We start from the raw sequence: 15,725 nt of genomic DNA, 5'->3' as shown, positions 1-15,725 counted from the left end.
GCGACACTTGGGGGCACCCGCGCCGCCACGCGGGGCCAGCGAGGAGGGACGGGCATGACCGACGGTTATTCGCCGGCCTGGCGAAGGTTCACGATCGTCATCCTGCGCCCGCTGCTCTATGGAGCGCTCAAGCGCGACTGGCGCGGACGCGGCAACGTCCCGCGCGAGGGCGGCCTGATCATCGCGGCCAACCACATCTCCGAGACCGACCCGCTGGCCCTGGCCCACTTCGTCTACGAGGCCGGGCGCTACCCGGTGTACCTGGCCAAGGCGTCGCTGTTCGGCATCCCGGTCCTGCGCCCGATCCTGCGCGGAACGGGGCAGATCCCCGTCTACCGCGACACCAAGGACGCCTCGCTGGCGCTGCGCGACGCCGCCGACGCGCTGCGGCGCGGCGAGTGCCTGATGTTCTATCCGGAGGGGAGCTGCACCCGCGACCCGGAGATGTGGCCGATGACCGGCCAGACCGGCGCGGCGCGCATGGCGCTCACGACGGGCGCCGCCGTGATCCCGGTCGCGTCCTGGGGCGCGCACGAGCTGCTGCCCTACGCCAAGCGTCCCAAGACGGGCCTGGCGGGTTCGCTGAAGAAGGGCTTCCACCCCTTCCCCCGCAAGACGATGCGCGTCGCGGCGGGCCCCCCGGTCGACCTGTCGAAGTACGCCGGCGAGCCGCTCACCCGCGACGTCCTGCGCGCCGCCACCGACGACATCATGCGCGAGATCGCCCGCCTCACTGGCGAGCTGCGCGGCGAGACGCCGCCCGCCGAGCTGTACGACCACCATCGGGTCGTGCGGGAGCGCCGCCGCGAGGCGGGCCTGACCGAGCCCGCCCCGGCCGAGGCCGAGGGCGGCGACGACGAGCGGAAGGGGACACGGTGACGTTCCGGTCGGCCGTCATGGGGAGCGGGTCCTGGGGCACGGTGATCGCCAAGCTGCTCTGCGACGCGGGCGGCGAGGTGACGCTGTGGGCGCGGCGCCCCGAGGTCGTCGAGGCGGTCAACGAGCGGCACGAGAACCCCGACTACCTGCCCGGCATCGGGCTGCCGGCCGGTCTGCGCGCCACGCTCGACCCGGCCGAGGCGATGGCCGGGGCCGACTTCGTCGCGATCGCCGTCCCCGCGCAGACGCTCCGCGCGAACCTCACCGCCTGGGCGCCGCACCTGCCCGCCGACGCGGTGCTCGTCAGCCTGATGAAGGGCGTCGAGCTGGGCACGACGCGCCGCATGTCGGAGGTGATCCAGGAGGTCGCCGACGTCCCCGAGGACCGCATCGCCGTGCTGTGCGGCCCGAACCTGGCCCGGGAGATCGCCTCCGGGCAGCCGGGCGCAGCCGTCGCGGCGTGCGCCGACGAGGACGTCGCGCAGCGGCTCCAGGCCGCGACGATGACGGCGTACTTCCGCGTCTACACCACCACCGACGTCGTCGGCTGCGAGCTGGGCGGCGCCGTCAAGAACATCGTCGCGCTGTGCGTCGGGATGGCGGTCGGGCTCGGGTTCGGGGACAGCACGCAGGCGCTGCTGATGACGCGCGGACTCGCCGAGATCACCCGGCTCGGCATCGCGCTCGGCGCGGACGAGCACACGTTCGCGGGCCTGGCCGGGATGGGCGACCTCATCGGCACGTGCTCGTCGCCGCTGTCGCGGAACCGGACGTTCGGTGAGAACCTGGGCCGGGGCATGACGCTGGACGAGGTCATCGCCGTCACCAAGCAGACCGCCGAGGGCGTCAAGTCGTCGGAGGCGGTGCTGGAGCTGGCCCGCAAGCACAGCGTGGAGATGCCGATCGCGGAGGCCGTCGCGGCCGTGCTGTACCACGGCATGCCGATCAAGGAGGCGGCCGTGTCGCTCATCTCCCGGTCGCCCAAGGCGGAGCGGTACGGCATCTGAGCGGCGCGTCCACCTGCGCGCGGACCGTCGCCGGGGCGGACGATCCCCGGTAGGGTCGGGGATCATGTCCGAGGTATCTCCTAAGATCCGCGTGGCCGTGGTGTTCGGCGGGCGCAGCTCCGAGCACGGCATCTCGTGCGTCACGGCGGGCGCGGTGATGGCCGCGATGGACCGCGACCGCTACGACGTGGTGCCGATCGGCATCGCGCGCGACGGCCGCTGGGTCCTGGTGGAGTCCGCGGCGAGCCTCGCCATCGAGGACGGGCGCCTGCCCGAGGTCGACGGCGCCGGCGCTCCGCTGGCGCTGCCGATGGACGGCGCGAACCGGGGCATGGTCGTGCTGGAGCCGCGCGAGGTGCCGCGCGCGCTGGGCGAGGTTGACGTCGTCGTGCCGCTGCTGCACGGCCCCTACGGCGAGGACGGCACGATCCAGGGCCTGCTGGAGATGGCCGGGGTGCGCTACACCGGCGCGGGGGTGCTGGCCAGCGCCGTCGGCATGGACAAGGGCTTCATGAAGCTCGTGTGGGGCGCGCGGGGCCTGCCCGTCGGGCCGTACGTGCTCGTCGGCGACCGCGAGTGGCGCCGCGAGCGCAAGCGCAAGCTCGACGAGATCAAGGAGCTGGGCCTGCCGGTGTTCGTCAAGCCGGCCCGCGCCGGGTCGAGCATGGGCATCACCCGGGTGACCGCCGAGGCGGAGCTGGAGGCGGCCGTCGAGCACGCCCGCGAGCACGACCCGAAGGTCATCGTGGAGGCGGCCGTGACGGGCCGCGAGATCGAGTGCGGCGTCCTCCAGGGCCTCGCCGACGGACCGGCCGAGGCGAGCCTGCCCGCCGAGGTGCTCGTCGGCGGCGACCACGCCTTCTACGACTTCGAGACCAAGTACCTCGACGGCACGACGACGATGGCGATCCCGCCCGAGCTGCCGCCCGGCGCCGTGGAGGAGATGCAGGCCCTCGCCGTCCGCGCCTTCGACGCCCTCGACTGCGAGGGGCTGGCCCGCGTCGACTTCTTCTACACCGACGACGGCCGCTGGCTGCTCAACGAGATCAACACGATGCCCGGCTGCACGCCGACGTCGGCGTTCCCGCAGATGTGGGCGGCGTCCGGCCTCGACTACCCGTCGCTGGTCGACCGTCTCGTCCAGACGGCGCTGCGGCGCCCGGTCGGGCTGCGGTAGCGCTCCTTACGCAACTTTCAGCTCGGCGAAACAGCTCGGAAACAGGTCTCCCGGCAAGATCGTCCTGACAGCGGAACCCGCCGGAAGGACGCCCTCGTTGCTCTCCTCGCCGACCCTGTACCGTCCGCGCGCCGCCGAGGCGCGCGCCGTCCCCGGGCATGACCGGTGGCATCCCGACATCCCGGGCGCCGCCGAGGTGATCACGGGCGGTTCGGTGCGGCTGGACTGCCAGGGGCGCGAGCCGTGCGCCGACGCGGTGCTGTGCGGGCCGCTCGTGGTCGTGGGCGCCGAGCCGGGCGACGTGATCGTCGTGGACGTCGTCGGGATCGGCCGCGCCGACGGGCGCCCGGTGCGGTCCGGGCATCCGGGCGTGATCGGCTGCGCGCCGGACGCGGCGGCGCTGCACGCCACCGCCCGGACGGACGAACCGGACGCCGCCGCGCCGCTGCTCGGCGGCCTGGCGCCCGGCCTGCCCGGCTACGCGGGCGCGGCGGCGGGCGCCGTCCGCAGCGCGGCGCGCGGCCGGACGATCGGCGGCTGCGTCATCGCGCCGCTGACCCCCGGCTCCCGCATCCTGCTGCCGGTGCAGGTGCCGGGCGCGAAGCTGTCCGTCGGCGATCTGCACTTCCCCGAGCGCGCCGAGCCCGACTGCGCCGTGCCGGGGCTGCCCGGCTGGATCGACCTGCGCGTCAACCTGACCCGTCGCGGGGTCGAGCGCTTCCGCGTCACCGGCCCGATGCTGATGCCGAACCCGGCGCCCACGCTGTAGCGGGCCGCCGCTCTCCACCGCGCCGACGCGGGTGACCAGGCTCACCAGGGGGCCCGGTTGCCGGGTGACGTCCTCGGAGATACGTTCTGGACGCGCCGTCAATAGTCGGTATGCCCTGTTCAATGGGGGAGAGCCATGACCACCCCGAGGCTCCACGAGCCGGACAACCTCGTCCTCCAGGCCCGCGACGTCCACTTCGACTGGTCCGCAGTGCCGCTGCACTGGATTCCCGGCGATCCGGTGGCCACCCACCTCGTCAACGTCCTGCACCTGCTGCTTCCGGCCGGTGAGGAGTGGTTCGTCCGCGTCTTCACCGAGGCGCTGCCGCTCGTGCGCGACGAGCGCCTGCGCGAGGACGTCCTCGGCTTCATCGGCCAGGAGGCGGTACACGCCTCCTCCCACGACGGCGTCCTCGACCACTTCGCCGCGCAGGGCCTGGACGTGCGGCCGTTCGTCCGCCAGGTCGAGTTCATGTTCGAGAGCCTGCTCGGTGACCGAGGCGTGACCGGCGAACGCGGCCGGGCGTGGCTGTACGAGCGGATCTCCCTCATCGCCGCGATCGAGCACTTCACCGGCGTCCTCGGCGACTGGATCCTCAACGCCGAGGCGCTGGACCGGGCCGGGGCCGACCCGACCATGCTCGACCTGCTGCGCTGGCACGGCGCCGAGGAGGTCGAGCACCGGCACGTCGCGCACGACCTCTACATGCATCTTGACGGCCGCTACGTGCCCCGCGTGCGCGCGATGGGCGAGACGGTCACGATGCTGCTGGCGCTGTGGCAGCGCGGGCACCGCTACCTGATGTGGGCCGACCCGCAGGTCGGCGGACGCGTCAAGGGCGGGCTGCACCACTTCCGGCGCACCGGGCCCGCCGGGCTGACGCCGTCGGGGCGGCTGCTGCTGCCGTCCATCCGCCGCTACCTGCGCCGCGACTACAGCCCGCTCGGGGAGGGCTCGACCGAGCAGGCGCTGGCGTACCTGGCGTCGTCCCCGGCGGCGCAGGCGGCGCTGCGGTGACGGCGCCGATCCCGCCGTCGCTCAACGGGCGGCGCGACCGCGACCCGTTCTGGGTCGCGGTGAGCGCCGTGTTCGGCGGCATCCACCGGGTGCGGCGGCTGCGGCAGCCGGTGCTGCCGCCGGTGCGGCCGGTCGAACGCGACCTGGCGATGGTCGTGCGCGAAGTGCGGCGCGAGGCGGCGGACGTCGTCAGCCTGCGCCTGGCCGCCGCCGACGGCCGCGTGCTGCCCGCCTGGCAGCCCGGCTGCCACCTGGACGTGCTGCTGCCGTCCGGGCGGCGCCGTCAGTACTCGCTGTGCGGCGACCCCGCCGACCGCCGCACCTACCGGATCGCGGTGCGCGCGCTGCCCGCCGGGGCGGGCGGCTCGGTGGAGGCGCACGGGCTCGCGGAGGGCGACGCGCTACGGGTCCGGGGACCGCGCAACGCGTTCCCGTTCCTGGCGGGGGAGCGGTACCTGTTCCTGGCGGGCGGCATCGGGATCACCGCGATCCTGCCGATGGTGCACGCCGCCGCACGCGCGGGCGCGGACTGGCGGCTCGTCTACACGGGCCGGTCCCGGACGACGCTGCCGTTCCTGGACGAACTGCCCGCCGAACGCGTCACCGTCCGCACCGACGACGTCGACGGCGTGCCTGACTGCGCCGAGCTGCTGAGCCTCGCCGCGCCCGGCACGGCCGTCTACTGCTGCGGCCCCGCCGCCATGATCGACGGCGTGCGCGCCGCGTTCCCCGCCGGAACGGGCTCCACGCTGCACTTCGAGCGCTTCGCCCCGGCGCCGATCGTGGACGGCAAGCCGTTCGAGATCGAGCTGCGCGGCAGCGGCGTCGTGCTGCCCGTCCCGGCGGACCGCTCCGCGCTGGACGTGCTGCGCGAGGCCGTCCCCGGCGTCGCCTACTCGTGCCGGCAGGGGTTCTGCGGCACGTGCCGCGTCGGCCTGGTCGCCGGGCACGCCGACGAGCGCGCCGTCTCCGACGCCGACGAGTCCGGCCTGCTGGTCTGCGTCTCACGCGCCTCGGGAGGACGCCTGACGCTCGACCTCTAGCGCCCGGCCGCCTCAGTCGTCGCCGTGCTCGTCCGGCTTGAGGGGGTCGTGGCCGAGGTCCATGAGGGAGTGGCGCCACTTCTCGTTGGAGGCGCCGGTGCCGGGCGGGTGGGCCAGCAGGTCGTTGACGCGGTCGACGACCTGGCGCATGGCGTCCAGGTCGTCCTCGGTGAGGTCGACCTTGCGCTTGCGCAGGATGCGGACGACGTGGCGGCCCATCTCGGGGACGCCGAGGTCGGGCTCGGCGGGCATCCCGTCGGTGCCCGACGCGTCGGTCAGCAGCCAGGGCCGCAGTTCCTCCGAGCTCATGTTGACGGCGCGGTGGAACTCGTCCCACAGTTCCTCGGTCTCCGGCGCGACACGGTGGTTCACAGCGGCCTCCCTCTCGGCTTTCCCTTACCCCCTTCCCCGCCGCCGCCCGGTCCACCTCCCGGCGCGTGCCAAGGACTCTTGGTCTCGCGCCGACCCCGGCGCTACGCGGACGGGCGCAGCGCGGCGACGGTCGGCGCGAGGGATGGGTCGGCGGCGGCGTCGTCCAGCGCCTCGGCCAGCGTGGCGCCGTAGGTGGCGCCGGCCGCGGCGTGCCGCTCGCGTCCCGCGTCGGTGAGGACGGCGTAGACGCCGCGCCGGTCGTCGGGGCAGTCGTCGCGGACGGCCAGCCCGGCCGCGACGAGGCGTCCGGCCAGGCGCGTCACCGAACTCTGGTTCAGGCCGATCTTCGCGGCGAGTTCCTGCATCCGCAGCTCGCTGCGTTCCGCCACGGCCAGGTGGCCGAGCGCGCGGTACTCCGACAGGCCGAGGCCGTGGCCGCGCTGGAGCGCCGCCGCGAGCCGCTGTTCGACGTGGGCGTGCAGGGCCACGACGCCGTCCCAGACGGCGGTGTCCGGCGTGCTGTTCATCTCCCGGCCTTTCGCTCGATCCGACTTGACACCAAGGTACATGTACATGCAATGATTTCACCACGCAGTTGCACGTACATGCAAATAAGGAGTGCGGACCCATGGCCTGGATCTACCTGCTCATCGCCGCCGTCTTCGAGGTCGTCTTCGCCCTCGCGACCAACGCCAGCGACGGCTTCACCCAGCTCTGGCCGTCCCTGCTGACGGCGGGCGCCGCCGGGCTCGGGATCTTCTTCCTCAGCCTCGCGCTCAAGACCCTCGACGTCGGCGTCGGCTACACCGTCTGGGTCGGCATCGGCTCGGTCGGCACCGTCGTCTTCGGCACGCTGATCTTCGACGAGCCGATGACGCTCGCCAAGGCGGCCTCGTTCGTCCTCATCATCGGCGGCGTGCTCGGCCTCAAGCTGAGCGACCGCGCCGCCGAGCCCGTGCCGGACGAGCGTCCGCTGCCCGAGCCCGTCTCCGCCTGACCCCCGCCCCACCTCGCGCAAGGAGCCCCACCATGGAATGGATCTTCCTCGGCATCGCCGTCGTCTTCGAGATCGCCTTCGCCCTCGGCACCAACAGCACCCGCGGCTTCACCCGGCTCTGGCCCTCGGTGTTCACGCTGCTCGCGGCGGCCGGCGGCATCTTCACCCTCAGCCTGGCCCTGCGCGAACTCGACGTCGCCGTCGGCTACACGATCTGGACGGGCCTCGGCGCGATCGGCACGGTCGTCTTCGGCGCCGTGCTGTTCAAGGAGCGCATCACCACGTCGAAGCTGCTGTCATTCGCGGCGATCCTCGGCGGAGTGCTCGCGCTCAAGCTGGCCGCGGGCTGAGTGCGGTCACAGCTCGCCCTCGGGACGGGGAGGAACGGTGGAGGTGATGGCGTCGCCGAGCTCGATGAGCACGTCGCCGGGCGGTGCGTACCGCGCGGGGACCGTCACCTCCACATACGCCTGGCGCCCGACGGCCGTCCACGTGACGGGACGGTCGGCGGGCAGCCCGAACCAGTCGAGCCCGTTGATCGTCTGGAGCTGCGACTCCGGCCGCAGCGCCGCCGGGCGCGGCACCCCGCAGCGCAGCGCGATCGCGGGCTTCCCCCACGCGGCGGTCAGCGCCGAATCCGGGTCGGTGTCGCGGCGCTTCTGGCCCGCGACCGACTCGGGCAGCCGCAGCCCCTCGCACAGCCGGGCCGCCGCAGCGTCGGCGGCGGGCGCCGGAACCCGGACGGCGCCCTCGGCGCAGCCCGCGAGCAGGCCGGCGGCCACCAGCACGGCGGCGGACGGCCGCAGCGTTCCCCCGAACATGAAACGGTCCTCAGATGCGCACGATCGGGCAGGTCAGCGTCCGCGTGATGCCCTCGACGGTCTGGATGCGCGCGACCACGAGACGCCCGAGCTCGTCCACGTCGCGCGCCTCGGCGCGGACGATCACGTCGTACGGGCCGGTCACGTCCTCGGCCTTCAGCACGCCCTCGACCGCGGCGATGGTGGCGGCGACGTCGGCGGCCTTGCCGACTTCGGTCTGGATGAGGATGTAGGCGTGCACCATCACGTCCTCCCCGGGCGGAGACTTGGGTCAACAACCGGCCACCGTATCGTGTCACCCGCCACACGGGGTGGCCGGGGTCGCGACGCGGGGCCCCGCGAACGGACGGGCGGGATCGTGCAGAACGTCGGTGACCTGGGGGAGTTCGGGCTGATCGAGCGGCTGACCGCGCGGTTGCCGCGCGGGGAGCACGTCCCGCTCGGCCCCGGCGACGACGCCGCCGTCGTCGCCGCGCCGGACGGCCGCGTCACCGCCACGACCGACCTGCTCGTCGAGGGCCGTCACTTCCGCACCGACTGGTCCGCGCCCGAGGACATCGGGCACAAGGCCGCCGCGCAGAACCTCGCCGACGTCGTCGCGATGGGCGCCCGCCCGACCGCGCTGCTCGTCGGCCTCGCGGTGCCCCCGGAGACGTCCGTGGAGTGGCTGGAGCGGCTGTACGACGGGCTGGCCGACGAGTGCATGGCGGCGGGCGCGGGCGTCGCGGGCGGGGACGTCGTCGGCGCCCCGGCGCTCATGCTGGCGGTCACGGCGCTCGGCGACCTCGGCGGCGGCGCGCCGCTCACCCGGTCGGGAGCGCGCCCCGGCGACGTTGTCGCGGTGCGCGGGCGGCTCGGCCACGCGGCGGCGGGCCTGGACCTGCTGGAGCGCGGCGCCGACGGCCCCGCCGCGTTCCTGGACGCCCACCGCCGCCCCCGGCCGCCGTACGCGGCGGGCGCGGAGGCGCGCGCGGCGGGCGCGACCGCGATGATCGACGTGAGCGACGGGCTCGTCCAGGACCTCGGGCACGTCGCGGCGGCGTCGGGCGTGCGGATCGAGATCGACGCCGCCGCGCTGGAGATTCCCGGCGTACCGGGCGGGGACGGCCTGCGCTTCGCACTGACCGGCGGTGAGGACCACGCGTTCGCCGCCGCGTTCCCCTCCGGTGCCGTACCGTCGTCGTGGCGCGCGATCGGCCGCGTGGCCCGGGGCGACGGCGTCGTCGTGGACGGGCGCGCCGTGACGTCGGGTGGCTGGGATCACTTCCGGCGTTAAGCGCAGGTAAAACGCCCCCTACCGTACGGTTTGGCTTTGCTCATCCGGTAGGCAGTTTTGAGGCCCGTTTGGTATACATCCTCTGATCGAAGAGGAATGGGATGGGACGACACACCAGAACTCCAGAGCCCGGCCACGAGGCCGCGCCGGACGCCGAACCGGCCTCCGGCGACCGCCCGAACCGGCCGCGCATTCCCGTCCCCCTGCTCCCCATCTTCGCGCTCGTGGTCGCGGGCGGCGTCGTCTCCTACGCCTTCAGCACCCAGCAGATCTCGCTCAATTTCGCGGCGCCCGCGCACGAGCCGCTGACCGACACCGCGCAGGGCGGCCGGCTCGCCGAGCGCGACCAGGGGGAACGCGCCAGCCGCGACGCGGGCCGGGGCAGCGGGCTCGTCGTCGCCTTCCGGCTCGCCGAGCGCGGCGCGACCGGGTTCACCGGCACCGCGACGATCACCAACCGGGGCAGCGCGCCGGTGGCGCGCTGGTCGCTCGCGTTCGCCCTCCCGGACGCGACCGTGCGCTCCGCGCAGGGCGGCGAGGTCGTGGAGACCGGACGCCGCGGCTGGGTCCGCAGCCCCGCCGGGGCGCCCGCGCTGGAGCCGGGCCAGTCGGTGAAGATCGTCTTCCGGGCCGCCGGGACGGCGGGCGGACCGCGGACCTGCGTGCTCAACCGCGAGGAGTGCACCCGCGTCTGAGCGGGTCAGACCCCCGTAAACTAGGCGGCATGCCGCAGACCTCCGGGGGCCAGGCCCCGCCGCTCGTGCTCACGATCGCCGGGTCCGACTCCGGCGGAGGCGCCGGAATCCAGGCCGACCTGAAGACCATGCTCGCCCTCGGCACGCACGGGATGAGCGTCGTCGCGGCCGTCACCGCGCAGAACTCGCTGGGCGTCCAGGGCTACTGGGAACTGCCGCCCGAGGCCGTCCGCGCCCAGCTCGACTCGGTCCTGTCCGACATCGGCGCCGACGCGATCAAGACCGGCATGCTCGCCTCCACCGCGCTCGTCGAGACCGTCGCCGAGGCGCTCGCGGACGTCTCCGCGCCCGTCGTCGTCGACCCGGTCGGCGTCTCCAAGCACGGCGACACGCTGCTGGCGCCCGACGCCGTGGACGCCGTCCGCTCCGCCCTGCTGCCCGTCGCGACGCTCGTCACCCCCAACCTGTGGGAGGTCGAGCTGCTGACCGGCGTCAAGGTCGTGGACGAGCGCGGCCTGCGCGGCGCCGCCGAGGCCGTCAAGGCGCTCGGCCCCCGCTGGGTCCTCATCAAGGGCGGCCACCTCCCCGGCGAGCCCGCCGACCTGCTCTTCGACGGCGAGACCGAGCACCGCTTCACCGCGCCCCGCCACGACAACCGCCACACCCACGGCACCGGCTGCACCCTCGCCTCGGCCATCGCGTCCCACCTCGCGCTCGGCGCCGACCTGCCCGCCGCCGTGGCCGCCGCCAAGGACTACGTCACCGGCGCCATCGCCGCGGGCTTCCCCCTCGGCACCGGCATAGGCCCCGTCGACCACGCCTGGCACCTCCGCCCACCCCACTGACCACCACGCCCCACGCTGCCCGCGCTCGGCATTCCGCCGGGTGCCCACCGTGTGGCGGTTGCGGCCGGGTGGCCGCGGCGCCTTCCGGTGGGGGTGCGCCGGGGTCTGCGGGCGGTGCGTTGTCGGGGGCTCACCTGGGTGAGTCGCGGGGGGTGGGAAGGCTGCGTTCGGTGACAAGGATCGTTCCCGGCGCCGTGCGATGATCGGCCACGCCAGGGGAGTCGCCCCTGCGAAAGGGGCGGGCGTGCAGGACATGCTTGCGGTGGTGGACGCCGCCGAGGGCGGTGAGGTCGCCGAGGAGTCGGCGCTGCGCGGTGGCGTGCTGCTCGTCGTCCTGCTGGTCGCCTGTGCGGTGGCGTTCGCCGTGCTCGCGCGCGACGCGGGCGTCGGACGCCCGGACGGCCCCACGCCCGCGCAGGTCACGCCCGGCCCGGCCGACCCGGGGCCCGAGGCGCGGTTCGCCGCCCGCACGGACTGAGCGGACCCCCGGAAACGACAGAACCGGCCCACCGGTGAACCGATGGGCCGGGAAGGTCGCGGGGCGTCAGACGGTCGGCTTGACGATCTTGCCGGCCTTGAGGCACGAGGTGCACACGTTGACGCGCTTGGTGGCACCGTTCACGACGGCGCGCACGCGCTGGATGTTGGGGTTCCAGCGGCGCGGGGTGCGGCGGTGCGAGTGGGAGACGCGCATGCCGAAACCGGGTCCCTTGCCGCAGACGTCGCAGACGGAAGCCACGGGAAACTCCAAGTGGGTGTCGATGCTGTGAGCCGGAGCGCTCCGGTGAGCCGGGCCCGAGGGACGGGGCGGCCGGTGCGCTCGCAGAAGACGCCTCGGGACGAGGCGCAGGGATCAGAGTAGCCGATGGCTCGTCACCGGCGCGAATCGGCGCCGGGCCGTTCCCAAGAGGCCACCGCGCACGGTACAGAGGGATACGCCGGGGTAAGCGGAGGCGGACGGGAAGGGGACACCAGCGTGGCGGAAGTGCTCGACGTCCTGGACGGCCCGGCGGTACGGCGGTGGAGCAGGCTCGCCGCGGACGCGCTCGGCGCCGTCCGCGCCGAGATCGACGCCCTCAACGTCTTCCCCGTGCCCGACGGCGACACCGGGACGAACCTGCACCTCACGCTGCTGACCGCCGCCGACGCCGTCGCCGAGCTGCCGGACGGCGCGGGCGCGTCCCAGGCGTGGCGGGCGTTCGCGCGCGGCGCGCTGCTCGGCGCGCGCGGCAACTCCGGCGTCATCCTCAGCGAGGTGCTGCGCGGCCTCGCCGACCGGCTCGGCCCCGACGGCCCCCCGGCGGGCGGCGACCGGTTCGGCGCCGCGCTGCGCTACGCGTCCGGGCTGGCCCGCCGCTCGGTGGAGCATCCCGTCGAGGGCACGATCCTCAGCGTCCTCCAGGCGGCGGCCGGGTCCGTGCCGGACGGCGCGCCGCTGGCGGACGTGGTGCGGACGGCGGCGGCCGGGGCGCGCGCGGCGCTGCGCGGCACGCCCGGCCAGCTCGGCGTGCTGGCCGAGGCGGGCGTGGTCGACGCGGGCGGCGCGGGGCTGTGCGTCGTGCTGGACGCGCTCGTCGCCGTCGTCACCGACGAGTACCCCGAGCGGTACGTGATCCCGGCCCGCACCGAGGGCTTCGCCCCCGTCCAGCCCCGCGAGGCCGACGGGCCGGGCCCCGGCTACGAGGTGATGTACCTGCTCGACGCCGACGACGCGGCGGTCGCGGGACTGCGCGAACGGCTGGACGCGCTCGGCGACTCGCTCGTGGTCGTCGGCGGCGACGGGCTGTGGAACGTGCACGTGCATGTGGACGACGCGGGCGCCGCGATCGAGGCGGGCCTGTCGGCCGGGCACGCCCACCGCATCCGGGTGACGTACCTGCACGCGCCGTCCGCGCCGGACCAGGCCGCTCCGCACGACGGCCGCGCGGTCGTGGCCGTCACGGCCGCCGAGGGGCTGGCGGCGCTGTTCGAGGGCGTCGGCGCGCGGGTGGTGCGGCGCGAGCCGGGGGCGGTGCCGCCGCTGGCGGTGCTGGCCGAGGCGATCCTGGCGGCGGGGGAGGAGGTCGTGGTGCTGCCGAACGAGCCGGAGGTGCTGGCGCTGGCCGAGGCCGCCGCCGAGCGGGCCCGCGAGACGGGCAGCCGGATCGCGGTCGTTCCGACGAAGGCGTCGGTGCAGGGGCTGGCGGCGCTGGCCGTGCACGACCCGATGCGGCGGTTCGCCGAGGACGTCATCGCGATGACGCGGGCGGCGGGCGCGACCCGGTTCGGGCAGCTCGAAGTGGCCGCGCAGGAGGCCGTCACCTCGGCCGGGATCTGCGCGCCGGGCGACGTCCTCGGCCTCATCGAGGGCGACGTGGCGCTCATCGAGGGCGACCAGATCACGGCGGCGCGCCGCGTCCTGGACCGGATGCTGTCGGGCGGCGGCGAGCTGGTGACGCTCGTCGCGGGTGCGCACGCCGAACCGGGCCTGGCCGGGGCGCTGGAGGAGCACCTGCGCGCCGGGCACCCCGACGTGGAGGTCGGCGTGTACGACGGCGGCCAGGTCCTCTACCCCCTGCTGTTCGGAGTGGAGTGAGGTGTCACCCCGATGGGCTTGAATGGGGTCCGTGGTGAATCTCGCTGAACCGTTGTCCAAGCCGCTGGGCGACAAGACCGCGAAGGTGCTGGCCAAGGGCCTCGACCTGCACACGGTCGGAGACCTGCTGCACCACTATCCGCGCCGCTACGCCCATCGCGGCGAGCTGACGCCGCTGAGCGGGCTGGAGGACGGCGAGCACGTCACCGTCATGGCCGAGGTCGTGAAGGTGCAGGGCCGCACGCTGTCGCGCAGCCCCGGCTACGTCCTGGAGATCACCGTCACCGACGGCACCGGCGAGCTGAAGCTGAGCTTCTTCGGGCGGCGCGGCTCGTACGTGGCCGAGAAGGACCTGTCGCCCGGCACGCGCGGCCTGTTCGCGGGGAAGATCAGCACGTACCGGCCGCGCAGCGGGCGCCCGCAGCGGCAGCTCACCCACCCGCAGTACAAGGTCGTGCCCGACCGGGCGGGCGAGGCGACGGCGGCGGAGTGGGCCAACGAGATCATCCCGATCTATCCGTCCACCAAGGGCCTCGACATCGAGGCGATCACCAAGTCCGTGCAGACCGTCCTGGATCAGGTGGAGTTCGGCGCCGAGCCGCTGCCCGCCGACCTGCTGGCCGCGCGCGGGCTCGTCGGGCAGCGCGAGGCGTACGACGGCATCCACCGGCCGCGCGACTGGGACGAGCTTGACCGCGCGAAGAAGCGCCTGCGGTGGGACGAGGCGTTCGTCGTGCAGATCGCGCTGGCGCAGCGCCGCCGCGCCGCGCGCGCATTGCCCGCCCAGCCGCGCCCGGTGCGCAAGGACGGCCTGCTCGACGCGTTCGACGCCCGGCTCCCGTTCACCCTCACCGACGGCCAGCGCCAGGTGGGGGAGGAGATCGCCGCCGACCTGGCCGCTGAGCATCCGATGCACCGCCTCCTCCAGGGCGACGTCGGCGCGGGCAAGACGGTCGTCGCGCTGCGCGCGATGCTCCAGGTCGTCGACGGGGGAGGGCAGGCGGCGCTGCTCGCCCCCACCGAGGTGCTGGCGCAGCAGCACTACCGCTCGATCGTCGCGCTGCTCGGTGATCTGGCGCAGGCCGGGCAGATCGGCGGCGCCGAGCACGCGACCCGCGTCGCGCTGCTCACCGGCTCGCTCGGCGCCAAGGCGCGCAAGGCGGCGCTGCTGGAGGCCGCGTCCGGCGACGCCGGGATCGTCGTCGGCACGCACGCGCTCCTGCAAGATCGCGTGCAGTTCGCTGAACTCGGCCTGGTCGTGGTGGACGAGCAGCACCGGTTCGGCGTCGAGCAGCGCGACGCGCTGCGCGAGAAGGTCGGCGGCGGGCGCCCGCACGTGCTCGTCATGACGGCGACGCCCATCCCGCGCACGGTCGCGATGACGGTCTTCGGCGACCTGGAGACGTCGGTGCTCGGGCAGCTTCCGGCGGGCCGGGCGGGCATCCAGACGGTCGTCGTCCCGCCGGAGAGGCCCGCGTTCCTGGCCCGCACCTGGGAGCGCATCGGTGAGGAGGCGCGGGCGGGCCGGCAGATCTACATCGTGTGCCCGCGCATCGGGGAGGCCGAGGGCGACGAGGGCGACGTCCCGGTGGACGAGGGCGCCCGCCGCTCGCCGCTCGGCATCGTGGAGCTGCGCCCGCAGCTCGACGAGCTGCTGCCGGGCCTGCGCATCGGCGTGCTGCACGGCCGTCTGGTCCCCGACGAGAAGGACGCGGTGATGCGCCGCTTCACCGACGGCGAGCTGGACGTGCTGCTCGCGACCACGGTGATCGAGGTCGGCGTGGACGTCCCGAACGCGACGGTGATGGTCATCATGGACGCCGACCGCTTCGGCGTCTCCCAGCTCCACCAGCTCCGCGGCCGCGTCGGGCGCGGCGGGCTGCCGGGCCTGTGCCTGCTGGTCACCGACGCCGAGCCGGGGAGCAAGGCGCGCGAGCGGCTCGACGCGGTCGCCTCCACGACGGACGGGTTCGTGCTGTCCCGGCTCGACCTGGAGCAGCGCCGCGAGGGCGACGTGCTGGGCGCGGCGCAGGCGGGGCGGGCGTCGAGCCTGCGGCTGCTGCGGCTCAACCGCGACGAGAAGACGATCCGCGCGGCCCGCGACGCCGCGACCGAGCTGGTCGCCCGCGATCCGGACCTGTCCTCCCATCCCGGGCTGGCCGCCGAGCTGGCGGCGCTGCTGGACGAGGAGCGGGCGGAGTACCTGGAGAAGACGTGATCCTCGCCTCTTCATATTTCCTACTTATTAAGTT

Annotated in this window: 19 protein-coding genes; 14 read left to right on the top strand and 5 right to left on the bottom strand. The window is 74.5% G+C overall.

The window, feature by feature from the left end:
• Positions 1-54 precede the first annotated feature (54 nt).
• From C229_RS0111930 to C229_RS0111905, 6 genes are all read left to right on the top strand, one after another.
• The gene (locus C229_RS0111930) at positions 55-879 is read left to right on the top strand and encodes a lysophospholipid acyltransferase family protein (RefSeq protein WP_018655313.1); all 825 of its coding nucleotides are present in this window, start codon (positions 55-57) and stop codon (positions 877-879) included.
• 17 nt (positions 880-896) lie between these two features.
• A complete protein-coding gene (locus C229_RS0111925; RefSeq protein WP_033424312.1) occupies positions 897-1,886 on the top strand; it encodes an NAD(P)H-dependent glycerol-3-phosphate dehydrogenase in 990 nt (329 codons plus the stop codon).
• 64 nt (positions 1,887-1,950) lie between these two features.
• Positions 1,951-3,063 (top strand): D-alanine--D-alanine ligase family protein, encoded by a 1,113-nt coding sequence (locus tag C229_RS0111920; protein ID WP_026313687.1) that lies wholly within the window; start codon positions 1,951-1,953, stop codon positions 3,061-3,063.
• A 97-nt stretch (positions 3,064-3,160) separates the two neighbouring features.
• Positions 3,161-3,832 carry an acetamidase/formamidase family protein gene (locus C229_RS0111915; protein ID WP_018655310.1) on the top strand — a complete coding sequence of 224 codons (672 nt, stop codon included), beginning with the start codon at positions 3,161-3,163 and terminating at the stop codon, positions 3,830-3,832.
• Between the two features lie 135 nt (positions 3,833-3,967).
• Complete coding sequence (locus C229_RS0111910; protein WP_018655309.1) at positions 3,968-4,849, top strand: metal-dependent hydrolase; 882 nt, start codon at positions 3,968-3,970, stop codon at positions 4,847-4,849.
• Positions 4,846-5,892 (top strand): PDR/VanB family oxidoreductase, encoded by a 1,047-nt coding sequence (locus C229_RS0111905; protein WP_018655308.1) that lies wholly within the window; start codon positions 4,846-4,848, stop codon positions 5,890-5,892. Before C229_RS0111910 ends, C229_RS0111905 begins: the two co-directional genes overlap by 4 nt.
• Before the next feature lie 12 nt (positions 5,893-5,904).
• Here the strand turns inward: C229_RS0111905 and C229_RS0111900 are convergent, their stop codons facing one another.
• Both C229_RS0111900 and C229_RS0111895 read right to left on the bottom strand, forming a co-directional pair.
• Complete coding sequence (locus C229_RS0111900; protein WP_018655307.1) at positions 5,905-6,264, bottom strand: DUF3140 domain-containing protein; 360 nt, start codon at positions 6,262-6,264, stop codon at positions 5,905-5,907.
• Between the two features lie 101 nt (positions 6,265-6,365).
• Positions 6,366-6,791 (bottom strand): MarR family winged helix-turn-helix transcriptional regulator, encoded by a 426-nt coding sequence (locus C229_RS0111895; protein ID WP_018655306.1) that lies wholly within the window; start codon positions 6,789-6,791, stop codon positions 6,366-6,368.
• A 101-nt stretch (positions 6,792-6,892) separates the two neighbouring features.
• Between C229_RS0111895 and C229_RS0111890 the strand changes: the two genes are divergently transcribed.
• Positions 6,893-7,261 (top strand): DMT family transporter, encoded by a 369-nt coding sequence (locus tag C229_RS0111890; RefSeq protein WP_018655305.1) that lies wholly within the window; start codon positions 6,893-6,895, stop codon positions 7,259-7,261.
• 32 nt (positions 7,262-7,293) lie between these two features.
• Positions 7,294-7,611: a DMT family transporter gene (locus C229_RS0111885; protein WP_018655304.1), complete on the top strand. Its 318-nt coding sequence runs from the start codon at positions 7,294-7,296 to the stop codon at positions 7,609-7,611.
• 6 nt (positions 7,612-7,617) lie between these two features.
• Here C229_RS0111885 and C229_RS0111880 read toward each other — a convergent pair whose 3' ends face one another.
• Both C229_RS0111880 and C229_RS0111875 read right to left on the bottom strand, forming a co-directional pair.
• The gene (locus tag C229_RS0111880) at positions 7,618-8,082 is read right to left on the bottom strand and encodes a DUF3515 domain-containing protein (protein ID WP_018655303.1); all 465 of its coding nucleotides are present in this window, start codon (positions 8,080-8,082) and stop codon (positions 7,618-7,620) included.
• 10 nt (positions 8,083-8,092) lie between these two features.
• Positions 8,093-8,326 carry an Lrp/AsnC ligand binding domain-containing protein gene (locus C229_RS0111875; RefSeq protein ID WP_018655302.1) on the bottom strand — a complete coding sequence of 78 codons (234 nt, stop codon included), beginning with the start codon at positions 8,324-8,326 and terminating at the stop codon, positions 8,093-8,095.
• A gap of 114 nt (positions 8,327-8,440) precedes the next feature.
• Between C229_RS0111875 and C229_RS0111870 the strand changes: the two genes are divergently transcribed.
• The 4 genes from C229_RS0111870 (at position 8,441) to C229_RS0111855 (ending at position 11,376) form a co-directional block, all read left to right on the top strand.
• Entirely contained in the window at positions 8,441-9,358 is a 918-nt protein-coding gene (locus C229_RS0111870; RefSeq protein ID WP_018655301.1) for a thiamine-phosphate kinase, read from the top strand.
• A 101-nt stretch (positions 9,359-9,459) separates the two neighbouring features.
• Positions 9,460-10,053: a cellulose binding domain-containing protein gene (locus tag C229_RS0111865; RefSeq protein WP_018655300.1), complete on the top strand. Its 594-nt coding sequence runs from the start codon at positions 9,460-9,462 to the stop codon at positions 10,051-10,053.
• A gap of 29 nt (positions 10,054-10,082) precedes the next feature.
• Positions 10,083-10,898, top strand: coding sequence for a bifunctional hydroxymethylpyrimidine kinase/phosphomethylpyrimidine kinase (thiD, locus tag C229_RS0111860; RefSeq protein WP_018655299.1), 816 nt, complete (start codon positions 10,083-10,085; stop codon positions 10,896-10,898).
• A 244-nt stretch (positions 10,899-11,142) separates the two neighbouring features.
• On the top strand, positions 11,143-11,376 hold the full coding sequence (locus C229_RS0111855) for a hypothetical protein (protein WP_155884768.1): 234 nt from the start codon (positions 11,143-11,145) through the stop codon (positions 11,374-11,376).
• Between the two features lie 66 nt (positions 11,377-11,442).
• Here C229_RS0111855 and rpmB read toward each other — a convergent pair whose 3' ends face one another.
• On the bottom strand, positions 11,443-11,637 hold the full coding sequence (rpmB, locus tag C229_RS0111850; RefSeq protein ID WP_018655297.1) for a 50S ribosomal protein L28: 195 nt from the start codon (positions 11,635-11,637) through the stop codon (positions 11,443-11,445).
• Positions 11,638-11,874: 237 nt separating this feature from the next.
• Between rpmB and C229_RS0111845 the strand changes: the two genes are divergently transcribed.
• Both C229_RS0111845 and recG read left to right on the top strand, forming a co-directional pair.
• Positions 11,875-13,473 (top strand): DAK2 domain-containing protein, encoded by a 1,599-nt coding sequence (locus C229_RS0111845; RefSeq protein ID WP_018655296.1) that lies wholly within the window; start codon positions 11,875-11,877, stop codon positions 13,471-13,473.
• 22 nt (positions 13,474-13,495) lie between these two features.
• The gene (gene recG / locus C229_RS0111840; RefSeq protein ID WP_018655295.1) at positions 13,496-15,691 is read left to right on the top strand and encodes an ATP-dependent DNA helicase RecG; all 2,196 of its coding nucleotides are present in this window, start codon (positions 13,496-13,498) and stop codon (positions 15,689-15,691) included.
• Positions 15,692-15,725: the final 34 nt, after the last annotated feature.

This window comes from Actinomadura flavalba DSM 45200, from assembly GCF_000374305.1.
In the GTDB taxonomy this organism is placed as follows: Bacteria; Actinomycetota; Actinomycetes; order Streptosporangiales; family Streptosporangiaceae; genus Spirillospora; species Spirillospora flavalba.
This window is presented reverse-complemented; position numbering and strand designations above follow the sequence as displayed.